This is a genomic window from Kocuria sp. (genome assembly GCF_030530945.1).
Classification (GTDB): domain Bacteria; phylum Actinomycetota; class Actinomycetes; order Actinomycetales; family Micrococcaceae; genus Kocuria.
Genome location: NZ_JAUMTZ010000002.1, coordinates 243,827 through 257,021, shown reverse-complemented (window position 1 = coordinate 257,021; position 13,195 = coordinate 243,827). Strand labels below are relative to the sequence as shown.

The following is a 13,195-nucleotide window of genomic DNA, read 5'->3' as shown; positions in this document are numbered from 1 at the left end:
GTGCGGGCGGGTGCCCAGCCACTAGGCTGGGAGCATGCTGCTGACGAAGTTCACCCACTCGTGCGTGCGCCTGGAGAAGGACGGCGCGGTCCTCGTGATCGACCCCGGGACGTTCTCCGAGGTGGAGGAGGCACTGGAGGGCGCGGACACCGTGCTCATCACCCACGGGCACCCGGACCACGTGGACGCCGAGCGGCTGGGCGCAGTCCTCACGGCCCGCCCGGAGCTGTCGGTGCACGCGCCGGGGTCGGTGGTGGCCGACCTGGCCGGGCGCGCACCCCGTCCCGAGCGGCTGCACGCCGTGACCGCGGACACCACGTTCGCGGCCGGGCCGTTCTCGGTGCGCACGTACGGTGGCCAGCACGCACTCATCCACCCCCTGATCCCCACCGTGGCCAACGTGGGGTACGTCGTGGACGACGCCCTGTTCCACCCCGGGGACTCGTTCACCGTCCCGCACGGTCTCACCGTCCCCACCGTTCTGGTGCCCCTGCACGCCCCGTGGTCCAAGATGGCGGAGGTCATCGACTTCGTGATCGCCACGCGCGCCACCCGGGTGCACCAGATCCACGACGCCCTGCTCTCCGACACCGGCTTCCAGGTGGTGGAGAAGCAGGTGGCCCACTTCGCGGGCGTCTACGGCTCCGAGTACCAGCACCTGGCCCCGCGGGAGACCGTTGAGGTTCCCGCGGTCTGAGAACCGCCCACCACGCCGTGGATCCGCCGCGGATCCGCCCCGACGAGAGGACCCGTCATGAGTTCAGTGTTCACCAGGATCATCGAGGGCGAGCTGCCCGGGCGCTTCGTGTGGGCGGACGCCCGGTGCGTGGCGTTCCTCTCCATCCAGCCGCTCGCGCAGGGCCACGTGCTGGTGGTTCCTCGCGAGGAGATCGACTCGTGGGTGGAGCTGCCCACCGAGCTCGCCGCGCACCTGATGACCGTCTCGCAGCAGATCGGCCGCGCCATCGACGCCGCGTTCAACCCCCGGCGGGTGGGGCTCATGATCCAGGGCTTCGAGGTGCCCCACACCCACCTGCACGTGTGGCCCACCAACTCCATCGAGGAGTTCGACTTCGCCAACGTGGACCAGGACCCGGACCCCGTGCTCATGGAGGAGTCCGCCGAGCGCATCCGCCGCGCACTGGAGGAGCAGGGCCACCACGACGAGGTGCCGCAGCAGGCCTGAGCCCGCTCCCCGGCCGACCCCTTCCGGAGCACGTGGTCCGGAAGGGGTCAGCCGAGGTCCCGCAGCTGCTTGCGGATCCGCTTCTCCGACACCGAGTGGGCGGTGCCCAGCTCCTGGGCGAAGAACGAGATCCGCAGCTCCTCGAGGTCCCAGCGCACGGTGGTGAGACCCGGGGGAGTGGGGGCGTTCGCGGGCACCGCCTCACGTGCTGCCCGGTACTCGGCCTCGAGGTCGTGCACGGTCTGCATGGCCACGGCGTCCCGCTGCAGGTGTCCGGACAGCTTGTCCAGGCGTGCGTTCACGCCCGCCAGGTAGCGGGGCAGGTGCTGCAGGGCCCCCCACCCGGTGCGTGCCACGAAGCCCGGGTACACCAGCCGGTCCACCTGCTCGGACATGTCCGAGAACGCGGCCACCGCGCCCAGCGAGCCGGGCTTGCGCAACCGCTTGCGCACGGTGGCGGTCTCGGTGAGCGTGGTGGTCACCAGGGACGTCACCGCGAACACGGTGTCGATGAGCTCCGCCCGCACGTGCTCCGCGAGCTCCCGGAACTGGGCGCCGGTGAAGGGCGGGTCCGCGGGGACCAGGCGGTCCACCGCGGCCACGGTGCAGTCGTGGATCAGGGCCTCCACCGAACCGTGCGGGTTCTGGGTGAAGATCAGCCGCTCCCGCTGGCTCAGGTGCTCCACCATGTAGCGGTGCACGGAGGGCAGCACGTGCTGCAGCAGGGCGATCACACCGTCCCGCTGGGCGGCGCGCTGCTCCTCGGGCGAGCTGAGGATCCGCAGGTCCACGCGGGGGATCTGCCGGTCCTTCCCGGTCACCGCCACCAGGGAGGGGTAGCCGGTGACGGTCTGGCCGGCCACCACGGTCTCCACGCTGCGCGGCGGGTCCGGCTCGGGCCACGCCGCAAGGTCGGTGCGCTCCAGGGACGCGGCAGGGCTCGTGGCGGCCCCGGCGCCGCGACGGCCGGGGCGGCGTCGTCCGCGCCCTCCCGGGGCACGGTCCTCACCGGGGGAACGCTCGGCTGCGGAAGGCTGGACTCCCGCGGCGGCGGCGGCGTCGTAGAGCTGCGCGGCGGCTCCACCCAGGGACTGCGCGAGGGCCTCTCGGATCTGGGGGCGCAGCCGCTGCTTCAGCTCGGTGAGGTCCTCACCGCGGCCGAGCACGCGGTTGCGGGCGTCCCGCACCTCGAAGCGCATGCGCAGGTGGGCGGGCAGCGCCTCGGGGTGGAAGTCCGCGGCCGTGACGGTGTGGCCCCGCAGCCGCTGCAGCACGGTGGCCAGGGACGGCAGGAGGGGATCCCGGGCGGGGTCGAACTCCTCGTCCAGCCGGGCGACGGCCGTGGCCGCCGTGTCCGGCGCGGGCACGAAGTTGCGCCGCACGGCCTTGGGGAGGGACTTGATCAGGGCGGTCACGAGCTCCACGCGCAGCCCGGGGATGTGCCACGCGAACTGCTCGGGCGCCAGCCGGTCCAGGAACAGGACGGGCACGCGCACGGTGACGCCGTCCGCGGTGTCCGCGCCGGGGGCGAACTCGTAGTCCAGGTCCAGGCTCAGCTCGCCGTCCGCGGAGGCCACGGTCCACGAGCGCGGGAACGAGTCCGTGTCCAGCGTGGGCGCCTCCGGGGTGATCAGGTCCTCGGGGGTGAGGTCCAGCAGGTGCTCGTCCTGCTGGCGCGCCTTCTTCCACCACGAGTCGAAGTGGCGCTGGGAGACCACGGACTCCGGGACGCGCGCGTCGTAGAAGTCGAAGACCACCTGGTCGTCCACGCGCAGGTCCTTGCGGCGCATGCGGTTCTCGAGCTCCTCGACCTGCGCGAGCGCCTGGCGGTTGCGCTTCACGAAGGTGTGGCGGGTGGCCCAGTCGCCCTCCACGAGCGCGTGGCGGATGAACAGCTCCCGCGAGAGCGCGGGGTCCACCGCCGAGAACAGCACGGGGCGCTCGCTCACCAGGGGCAGCCCGTACAGGGTGACCTTCTCGTTCGCCACCACCGCGCCGCGCGAACGGGACCAGTGGGGTTCCGAGTAGCTGCGCCTGACCAGCTGCGGGGCGATCTCCTCGACCCACTCCGGCGAGATCGCGGCGTTCGTGCGGGCCCACAGCCGGGAGGTCTCCACGAGCTCCGCGGAGACGATCCAGTCCGGGGCCTTCTTGAACAGCGCCGAGCCGGGGAAGATCGCGAACCGGGTGCCACGGGCGCCGCGGTACTCGCGGGTCCGCTCGTCCCGCGCGCCGATGTTGCTCAGCAGCCCGGACAGCAGCGACTTGTGGACGGCGTCCTGGTTCGCGGCCACGTCGATCTCGCGGGAGGCCCCGGCGTCGATGCCCACCTGGCGGGCGATCTGGCGCAGCTGCGCGTAGAGGTCCTGCCACTCGCGGATGCGCAGGAAGTTCAGGAACTCGCGCTTGCACAGTTTCCGGAACTGCGAGGAGGACAGCTCCGTCTGCTGCTCCTGCAGGTACTGCCACAGCAGTCCGAAGGAGAGGAAGTCGGAGGTCTTGTCGCGGAAGCGGGCGTGGAACTCGTCCGCGGCCTGGCGCTTCTCGAGCGGGCGCTCGCGCGGGTCCTGCACGGTCAGCGCCGCGGTGAGCACGAGCACCTCGCGCACGCACCCGCGGCGCTGGGACTCCACGATCATCCGACCCAGCCGCGGGTCCACGGGCAGCGCGGCGAGGATCTCCCCGGTGCGGGTGAGCGGGCCACGACGCTCCCGCCCGCCCCTGCCGCCGCGGGAGCGACGCCGCCCGCGACCCCGGGTGGGCGACGGCGCGGCGTCGTCCTCGTGCGGATCGCCGGACCCGCGCAGCGCGCCGAGCTCTCGCAGCAGCACCACACCGTCCTTCACGGCGCGGGAGTCCGGTTTCTGCACGAACGGGAAGTCGGCGATGTCCGAGGGCTCGGCGGCCACGCCCACGGAGATCATCTGCAGGATCACCGAGGCCAGGTTGGTGCGCAGAATCTCCGGGTCCGTGAACTCGGGCCGGGACTCGAAGTCCTCCTCGGAGTAGAGCCGGATGCACACGCCGTCGGACACGCGCCCGCAGCGGCCCGCGCGCTGGCGCGCGGAGGCCTGGGAGATCCGCTCGATGGGCAGGCGCTGCACCTTGGTGCGCGCGGAGTAGCGCGAGATCCGCGCGGTTCCGGGGTCCACCACGTACTTGATGCCGGGCACGGTGAGGGAGGTCTCGGCCACGTTGGTGGCGAGCACGATCCGCCGGTGCGACGAGGCGGAGAACACGCGGTTCTGCTCGGCCATGGACAGCCGCCCGAACAGCGGCAGGATCTGCGTGCCCGCGAGCGAGCGGTGCGAGTCGATCACCTTCTGCAGCGCGTCCTGGGCGTCGCGGATCTCGCGCTCGCCGGCGAAGAACACGAGGATGTCCCCGCGGGGCTCGCGGGAGAGCTCCACCACGGCGTCGCACACGGCGTCGATCGGGTCCCTGTCCTCGTCCGCGAGACCGTCCCCGGCGTCGTCCCCGTCCGTGCCGCCGTCCCCGGTGCGCTCCTGGGTGAGCGGTCGGTAGCGGATCTCCACGGGGTAGGTGCGCCCGGAGACCTCGATGATGGGCGCCGGGACCGGGTCCGCGTCCGGGTGCCGGGGGTCGGGCAGCGCGAAGTGCTCCGCGAAGCGCTGCGGGTCGATCGTGGCGGAGGTGATGATGACCTTCAGGTCCGGGCGCTGCGGCAGCAGCCGGCGCAGGTAGCCCAGCAGGAAGTCGATGTTCAGGGAGCGCTCGTGGGCCTCGTCGATGATGATGGCGCTGTAGCGGGACAGCTGCGGGTCGTGGCTGATCTCCGCAAGCATGATGCCGTCGGTCATGAGCTTGATCCGCGAGTCCCGGCCCACCTCCGACGTGAAGCGCACCTGGTAGCCCACGGTGGCTCCCACGCGCTCGCCGAGCTCCGAGGCGATGCGCTCGGCCACGGAGCGCGCGGCGATCCTGCGTGGCTGGGTGTGCCCGATCAGTCCGGTCTCGCCGAGCCCCAGCTCCAGGCACATCTTGGGCAGCTGGGTGGTCTTGCCGGATCCGGTCTCACCGGCCACCACGACCACCTGGTGGTCCCGGATGGCGGCCATGATGTCCTCCCGGCGAGCGCTGACGGGGAGGTTGTCCGGGTACACGATGCGGGGCGGGGTGCTGGGCTCAGTCATGACAACGCAGAAGTCTACGGCCCGCCCCGGACACGCAGGCCCCGCCCGGGGCGGGCGGCGGGTAGCATCCACCCACGGGTGACCCGCCACGGAAGGAACCGCCACACATGAAGCGACTGCTGCCGATCGTCGCCGCCGCCCTGCTGCTCACCGGCTGCGGCTCCTCCGGCGAGCAGCCCCGGGAGACGGCCACCGCCGGCAGGGTCACCGTGGGCATCTCCCAGTTCGCGGGCAACCCCTCGCTCGACGCCGCCCGGCAGGGTTTTGTGCGCGCGCTCGCAGACGGCGGGTACACGGAGGGGGAGAACCTCACCCTGGATGTGCGGGACGCCGCGGGGGACCAGGCCGCGGCGACGGAGAGCGCCTCGCACTTCGCGGCCACCCGAGAGGACCTGGTGCTGGGCATCGCCACCCCTGCCGCGCAGCCCCTCGTGCAGGAGATGACCGACGAGCCGCTGCTGTTCACCGCGGTCACGGACCCGGTGGATGCGGGCCTCGTGGACTCCACGGACGCCCCGGGGGGCAACGTCACCGGGACCACGGACGCCAGCCCCGTGGCCGAGCAGGTCAAGCTGGTGAAGCAGCTGGCACCGGACGCGAAGACCCTGGGCATCCTGCGCAGCGCGGGGGAGAGCAACGCCCAGGTGCAGGCGGAGCAGGTCCGGAAGGCCGCCCAGTCGGAGGGGCTGAAGGTGCAGGAGAAGACTGTGGCCTCCACGGACGAGGTGGCGCAGGCGGCGGCGTCCCTCACCACGGACGCCCTCTACGTCCCCACGGACAGCACGGTGGTGGCCGGGATGGACGCCGTGGTGGCCGCGGCGCAGACCCGCAGGATTCCCCTGGTGGTGGGGGACGTGGACTCCGTGCAGCGCGGGGCGGTGGCCACCCGCGGCATCGACTACGAGCAGCTCGGGGAGCAGACCGGCAGGATGGCCGTGCGCATCCTCAAGGACGGCGCTGCGCCCGGGGGCATGGCGGTGGAGTCCCCGGAGGAGACCGAACTCGTGCTCAACCTCCGGGCGGCCAGGGCCATGGGGGTCCAGGTTCCCCAAAGTCTGCGGGACAGGGCCGACACCGTCATCGACTGACGGCCGCGGCGGCGTCGTCGTGGCGTCACCGTGCCGAGCTGCAGGGGGCCGTGGACCGTGGAACCGGGCCGTGCCGCGCACCGGAGCATGCGCTGGACCGGACCGTGCGCACGGGCGGGGTCCCGGTGCCCGTGCCCGCGGCGCTACGCTTCTGGAAACAGCTCGCAGCGCCCGGTGGCGTGCGCCCGCCGTGGGCGGGGACCGTCGCCGCGGTGCCACCAGTGGCGGATCTCCCAGCGCGGGGGATGCGCCGGAAGGACCGTGACCTCCGTGAAGCAGCCCAGTCGCACGCACCGCAGGACCACCGCGATCACCGCCGTGGGACTGGTGCTGCTGTTCGTGTGCTGCTTCGCGTTGCCCGAGGCACTCGTGTCCCTGTCCCAGGCCTCCGCGCAGCGCGGGGGGCAGCCGCTGACCGAGCGCGGCTGGGTCATGGTGGTGGTGGGGTTCGGCACCCTCGCGGTGGGCGGGGTGCTGAGCATCGTGGGGATCGTGCTGCGCCGCACCGCGGCCCCGCAGCCGCTGGAGGAGGACGAGCTGCTGGCCGAGCAGTACGGGGAGGGCTCCGTGGTGAACGAGTACGACCCGCTGCAGCTGAACCCCAACTTCAAGGTGCGGGAGGAGCGGCGCGAACGGCGCTGACCCCCGCGCCCTGCCCCGCTCCGTGCCAGAGGTGCGCAAGCACCCGGGCGTACGAGAAAGGCCCCGGCAGTGCCGGGGCCTTCGTCGTGATGTGTGCCCGCGATAGGATTCGAACCTACGGCCTTCTGCTCCGGAGGCAGACGCTCTATCCACTGAGCTACGCGGGCCTGTCCTGCCGCTGTCCCGGCGGTGGCCGGTGGGCGACGACTCGACGATACTACCAGGTGAGCGGCGCGGACCAATCCCCGCGAGTCGGCCCGCGGGAACCCGCCCCGCTACACTGGCACGGTGACTCCTGAAGAACTCTCCACAGCCGTGTCCGCATGCCTGCAGGACGCCGTGGCCGCCGGTGAACTGACCCCGGCGGACGGCGTCGAGCTGCCGCAGGCCCGGGTGGAGCGGCCCAAGAACCGCGAGCACGGGGACTGGGCCACCACGGTGGCCATGCAGGTGACCAAGCTGGTGGGCAGGCCACCCCGGGAGGTCGCCCAGGTCCTGTCCCGGCGTCTGGCCGAGGTGGCTGGCATCCGCTCCGTGGAGATCGCCGGTCCCGGGTTCCTGAACATCACCCTGGACGCCGCCGCCGCCGGTGAGCTCGCGCAGAGCATCGTCACGCAGGGCCGCGCGTTCGGCACCGCGGACACCCTGGCCGGGACCACCATCAACCTGGAGTTCGTCTCCGCCAACCCCACGGGGCCCATCCACCTGGGCGGCACCCGCTGGGCCGCGGTGGGGGACTCCCTGGCGCGCGTGCTGGACTCCCAGGGCGCGGACGTGGTGCGCGAGTACTACTTCAACGACCACGGCACCCAGATCGACCGCTTCGCGCGCTCGCTGCTGGCCCGCGCCCGCAACGAGGCCGCGCCCGAGGACGGCTACGGCGGGCAGTACATCGCGGAGATCGCGGATCAGGTCCTCGCGCAGCGCCCCGACGCCCTGGAGTCCGAGGACCCCCAGGAGGTCTTCCGCGCGGTGGGTGTGGAGCTCATGTTCGAGCAGATCAAGTCTTCCCTGCACGAGTTCGGGGTGGACTTCGACGTCTACTTCCACGAGAACTCGCTGTTCGAGGGCGGGCAGGTGGAGACCCTGCTGGAGCAGCTGCGCTCCTCCGACTCCCTGTACTTCGCGGACGGCGCCTGGTGGCTGCGCTCCACCGACCACGGGGACGACAAGGACCGTGTGGTCATCAAGTCGGACGGCAACGCCGCGTACATCGCCGGCGACATCGCCTACTTCAAGAACAAGCGGGACCGCGGCGCGGACCTGTGCATCTACATGCTGGGCGCGGACCACCACGGCTACGTGGCACGGCTCAAGGCCGCCGCCGCGGCTCTGGGGGACTCCCCGGACGCCGTGGAGGTGCTGATCGGGCAGATGGTGAACCTCGTCAAGGACGGCACCGCCGTGCGGATGTCCAAGCGCGCGGGCACCGTGGTCACCATGGAGGACCTCGTGGAGGCCGTGGGCGTGGACGCCGCCCGCTACTCGCTGACCCGCTACTCGGTGGACTCCAACATCGACATCGACCTGGACGTCCTCACCCGGCGCTCCAACGAGAACCCCGTGTTCTACGTCCAGTACGCGCACGCCCGCACGTGCGCCGTCGCCCGCAACGCCGAGGCCGCCGGGGTGCGCCGCACGGCCGAGGACGGCACCCCGCAGTTCGACGCCGCCCTGCTCATCCACCCGCGCGAGGCGGACCTGCTGGCCGCCCTCGGGCAGTACCCGTCCGTGCTCGCCCAGGCCGCGGTCTTCCGCGAGCCGCACCGTGTGGCCCGCCACCTCGAGGCCCTGGCCGGCGCCTACCACCGCTGGTACGACGCGTGCCGGGTCACTCCCCAGGGCGAGGGCGAGGTGGAGCCCCTCCACCACACCCGCCTGTGGCTCAACGACGCCGTGCGCCAGGTCCTCTCCAACGGCCTGGACCTGCTGGGGGTCTCGGCCCCGGAGAGGATGTGACGCGGTGAACGAGATGATCCCCGAGCACCCGCTCGCTCCATCCTGGCTGCGTCCCCCGCGGGACCCCGCGGCGCTGGACCCCCTGGTCTTCACGTCCCAGTACGCCCGGGACGAGTCCGGGTGCGTGACCGTGGACTCCGTGCCCGTCACCGAGCTCGTGGCGCGCTTCGGCTCCCCGAGCTACGTGGTCTCGGAGCGCACGTTCCGGGAGCGCGCCCGCGGGTTCCGCGAGGCGTTCGAGTCCGCGCTGCGTCCGGTGGGTGCGGAGGTGGCCGTCTACTACGCCTCAAAGGCCCTGCTGAACACCGCTGTGGCCCGGTGGGCGGTGGAGGAGGGGCTGAACGTGGACACCGCCTCCGGGGGAGAACTCGCCGTGGCGCTGGCCGCGGGGGTGCCCGGTGAACGGATCGCCCTGCACGGCAACAACAAGTCCGCCGAGGAGATCTCCCTGGCCCTGCGCAGCGGGGTGGGGCGGATCGTGGTGGACTCGCTCGCGGAGATCGAGCTCGTGGCGGCACTGGCCCGGGAGCTCGGCACGCGTGCGCCCGTGATGATCCGGGTGACTCCCGGCGTCCACGCCTCCACCCACGAGTTCATCGCCACGGCCCACGAGGACCAGAAGTTCGGGCTCTCGCTCAACCCCGCCGCGGACGGTGAGGACTCTCCCGCGCTGCAGGCCGTGGCGGCGTGCGTGGCGGCCTCCGACGCCCTGGACCTGCGCGGGCTGCACTGCCACATCGGCTCCCAGATCTTCGCGGCGGAGGGCTTCGCGCAGGCCGCCGAACGCGTGCTCGCGCTGCGCGACGCCGTGGCGCGGCGCTGGGACCTCGTGCTCCCGGAGGTGGATCTGGGCGGGGGTCACGGAGTGGCCTACACCGCGGCGGACAGCCCCCGTGAGGTGGGCGCCATCGCCGCGGACCTGGCTGGTCAGCTGGATGCCGCATTCACGGCGTCGGAGCTGCCCGTGCCCCACGTGTCCTTCGAGCCCGGGCGCTTCATCGCCGGCCCCGCCGGGTGCACCGTGTACACGGTGGGCACGGTGAAGACCGTGGCCGTGGCCCCGGGGGTGGAGCGGCGCTACGTCTCCGTGGACGGCGGCATGAGCGACAACGCCCGCCCCGTGCTCTACGAGGCCGACTACACCGCGGTGCTGGCCAACCGCGTCTCCGGGCAGAGCCCCGTCCTCTCCCGGGTGGTGGGCAAGCACTGCGAGTCCGGGGACGTGGTGGTCAGGGACGTCTACCTGCCGGGTGACGTCCGCGCCGGGGACCTGCTGGTGGTGCCCGTGACCGGCGCCTACTGCTGGTCCCTGTCCAGCAACTACAACTGGCTGCCGCGCCCCGGGATCGTGGCGCTCGGACCCGACGGGACGCCCTGGGAGATCGTCCGCCGGGAGACCGTGCAGGACCTGCTGGCCCGAGACACCGGGGTCTGACCCGCTTCCCCGGGCCCGGGGGCGCATCCCGGCCCCGCGGCCCGACACCTGGTGGGGCCACCTCGTCACCTCCACACCCCGACACCCAACACCTCGACCTGCGAAGGAACACCGCGCACCATGACGACCACACCTGCCGCCGAACGAGTGACCCCGGTCCTGAGGGTGGGCCTGCTGGGCGCCGGGACCGTGGGCTCCCAGGTGGCCCACGTGCTGCTCACGCGCGCCGACGAGCTCGCGCTGCGCAGCGGCGTGCGCCTGGAGCTGTCCGGGATCGCCGTGCGGGACACCGCAGCGCGCCGTGACGTGGAGCTGCCCGCACAGCTGCTCACCACGGACGCCGACTCCGTGATCGACGGCGCGGACGTGGTCGTGGAGCTCACGGGCGGCATCGATCCCACCCGCGAGCGGGTGCTGCGCGCGCTGCGCGCCGGGAAGTCCGTGATCACGGGCAACAAGGCGCTGCTCGCCCAGTCCGGGCGGGAGCTGCAGGACGCCGCGACGGCCTCCGGGGCCCAGCTGTCCTACGAGGCGGCCGTGGCGGGCGCGATCCCGATCGTGCGTCCCATGCGCGACTCCCTCGCCGGTGACCGCGTGGAGCGCTTCCTGGGCATCATGAACGGCACCACGAACTTCGTCCTGGACCAGATGGACTCCACCGGCGCCGCGTTCGACGACGCCCTGGCCGAGGCCCAGCGCCTGGGCTACGCGGAGGCGGACCCCACCGCGGACGTGGAGGGTTACGACGCCGCCGCGAAGACCGCCGTGCTCGCGTCCCTGGCGTTCCACTCCAGCTACACGATCGACGACGTCCACTGCCGGGGGATCACCGGCGTGTCCGCGGAGGACGTCGCAGCGGCGAGGGAGGCCGGCTACGTCATCAAGCTGCTCTCCGTGGGGGAGCGCTGCGGTGAGGGCGTGAACCTGCGGGTGGAGCCGGTGATGATCCCGCGCGAGCACGTGCTCGGCGGAGTGCGGGGCGCGTACAACGCGGTCTTCGTGGAGGCCGCCGCCGCCGGGTCCCTCATGTTCTACGGCCAGGGCGCGGGGGGTGAGCCCACCGCGTCGGCGGTGCTGGGGGACCTGGTCTCCGCCGCACGGGCCATCGCCCTGGGAGCACAGGGAATCCCGCTGGCGGACTATGCAGGGCTGCCGGCCGTGAGCATGGACGACGTCATCACCCGGCTGGCGGTCACGCTGGCCGTGACGGACCGTCTGGGCGTGCTGGCGCGGCTCGCGCAGGTCTTCGCGGACCACGGCGTGTCCATCTCCACCATGCAGCAGAGCGAGGACCCCCGAACCACCGAGACCTCCATGCTGCGCCTGGTGACCCACGCGGGGCGCCACGCGGACCTCATGGCCACGGTGGAGGCGCTGCGGGACCTGGAGGTGGTCCGGCACGTGGTGTCCGTGACCCCGGTGGAGACCGGGGAGTAGGCCAGGGGCCCACGGCAGGCCGGGCGGCGTCGTCGTCCCGGCGGCCCACGAGGGTCCGCCGCCGCACCACCGCCGCGGAAGAACCCGCCGCCGGGGAGGCCGGCACCAGCCGCCCGGACACCCGGGACGGCACGAGAACCGAACGCAAGCACCCGATCCGAGGAGCACACGGCATGGCACACGTCTGGCAGGGCGTCATCAACGAGTACAGGGACCGGCTACCCGTGACCGAGCAGACCGAGGTCATCACCATGGGCGAGGGCGGCACGCCGCTGATCCGCGCCCGGGCGCTGTCCGAGCTCACGGGCTCGACCGTGTGGCTGAAGTTCGAGGGCATGAACCCCACCGGATCCTTCAAGGACCGTGGGATGACCATGGCCATCACCAAGGCCAAGGAGTCCGGGGCGCAGGCCGTGGTGTGCGCCTCCACGGGCAACACCTCCGCATCCGCCGCGGCGTACGCCAAGCAGGCGGGCATGCGCTGCGCGGTGCTCGTGCCGGAGGGGAAGATCTCCGTGGGCAAGATGTCGCAGGCCGTGGCGCACGGCGCGGACATCATCCAGATCGACGGCAACTTCGACAACTGCCTGGAGGTGGCCCGCAAGCTCTCCGAGTCCTACCCGGTGTTCCTGGTGAACTCGGTGAACCCGTACCGCATCGAGGGGCAGAAGACCGCGGCCTTCGAGGTCGTGGACACGCTGGGCGACGCCCCGGACATCCACGTGCTGCCCGTGGGCAACGCCGGGAACATCACCGCGTACTGGAAGGGCTACCGCGAGTACTCGCAGTCCATGACCGCCACCTCCGGAGAGGACCTGGCCCCCGTGGCCACGCACACCCCCGCCATGTGGGGCTTCCAGGCGGAGGGCGCGGCCCCGCTGGTGCTCGGCCACCCGGTGACGGAGCCCGAGACCATCGCCACGGCCATCCGGATCGGCAACCCCGCGTCCTGGGACACCGCCGTGGCCGCCCGCGACGAGTCCGGTGGGCTGATCGACGCGGTCTCGGACGACGAGATCCTGGCCGCCCACCGCTGGCTCTCCTCCCGCGAGGGCGTGTTCGTGGAGCCCGGTTCTGCCGCCAGCGTGGCGGGACTGCTGAAGAAGGCCCGCGCGGGCGAGGTCCCCTCGGGCAAGACCATCGTGGCAACCGTGACCGGCCACGGTCTGAAGGACCCCCAGTGGGCCATCAAGGGCGCGGAGGCCGAGGACCCGCACGCCGCCGAGCCGCGCCGCGTCCCCTTCGACGTGGTCCCCGTGGCCGCCGCGCTCGGACTCGAGTGAGCGGGGACACC

9 protein-coding genes and 1 tRNA gene are annotated in these 13,195 nt (G+C 72.4%); 8 read left to right on the top strand and 2 right to left on the bottom strand.

Going from position 1 to position 13,195, the window contains the following annotated elements:
• Window positions 1-34 precede the first annotated feature (34 nt).
• Both Q4A22_RS03590 and Q4A22_RS03585 read left to right on the top strand, forming a co-directional pair.
• Window positions 35-697 (top strand): MBL fold metallo-hydrolase, encoded by a 663-nt coding sequence (locus Q4A22_RS03590; protein ID WP_303177282.1) that lies wholly within the window; start codon window positions 35-37, stop codon window positions 695-697.
• Between the two features lie 57 nt (window positions 698-754).
• A complete protein-coding gene (locus Q4A22_RS03585; RefSeq protein ID WP_303177280.1) occupies window positions 755-1,186 on the top strand; it encodes an HIT family protein in 432 nt (143 codons plus the stop codon).
• A 47-nt stretch (window positions 1,187-1,233) separates the two neighbouring features.
• Here Q4A22_RS03585 and hrpA read toward each other — a convergent pair whose 3' ends face one another.
• A complete protein-coding gene (gene hrpA / locus Q4A22_RS03580) occupies window positions 1,234-5,340 on the bottom strand; it encodes an ATP-dependent RNA helicase HrpA (protein WP_303177278.1) in 4,107 nt (1,368 codons plus the stop codon).
• A gap of 107 nt (window positions 5,341-5,447) precedes the next feature.
• Between hrpA and Q4A22_RS03575 the strand changes: the two genes are divergently transcribed.
• Together Q4A22_RS03575 and Q4A22_RS03570 are read left to right on the top strand one after the other, a co-directional pair.
• The gene (locus tag Q4A22_RS03575) at window positions 5,448-6,428 is read left to right on the top strand and encodes an ABC transporter substrate-binding protein (RefSeq protein ID WP_303177276.1); all 981 of its coding nucleotides are present in this window, start codon (window positions 5,448-5,450) and stop codon (window positions 6,426-6,428) included.
• 270 nt (window positions 6,429-6,698) lie between these two features.
• Window positions 6,699-7,070, top strand: coding sequence for a hypothetical protein (locus Q4A22_RS03570; protein WP_303177273.1), 372 nt, complete (start codon window positions 6,699-6,701; stop codon window positions 7,068-7,070).
• A gap of 94 nt (window positions 7,071-7,164) precedes the next feature.
• Here the strand turns inward: Q4A22_RS03570 and Q4A22_RS03565 are convergent.
• Window positions 7,165-7,237, bottom strand: a tRNA-Arg gene (locus Q4A22_RS03565).
• 121 nt (window positions 7,238-7,358) lie between these two features.
• Between Q4A22_RS03565 and argS the strand changes: the two genes are divergently transcribed.
• The 4 genes from argS (at window position 7,359) to thrC (ending at window position 13,184) form a co-directional block, all read left to right on the top strand.
• Window positions 7,359-9,029, top strand: coding sequence for an arginine--tRNA ligase (gene argS / locus Q4A22_RS03560; RefSeq protein ID WP_303177272.1), 1,671 nt, complete (start codon window positions 7,359-7,361; stop codon window positions 9,027-9,029).
• A 13-nt stretch (window positions 9,030-9,042) separates the two neighbouring features.
• Window positions 9,043-10,464: a diaminopimelate decarboxylase gene (gene lysA / locus Q4A22_RS03555; protein WP_303177398.1), complete on the top strand. Its 1,422-nt coding sequence runs from the start codon at window positions 9,043-9,045 to the stop codon at window positions 10,462-10,464.
• 120 nt (window positions 10,465-10,584) lie between these two features.
• A complete protein-coding gene (locus Q4A22_RS03550) occupies window positions 10,585-11,901 on the top strand; it encodes a homoserine dehydrogenase (protein ID WP_303177271.1) in 1,317 nt (438 codons plus the stop codon).
• Window positions 11,902-12,074: 173 nt separating this feature from the next.
• On the top strand, window positions 12,075-13,184 hold the full coding sequence (thrC, locus tag Q4A22_RS03545; protein ID WP_303177269.1) for a threonine synthase: 1,110 nt from the start codon (window positions 12,075-12,077) through the stop codon (window positions 13,182-13,184).
• Window positions 13,185-13,195 lie beyond the last annotated feature (11 nt).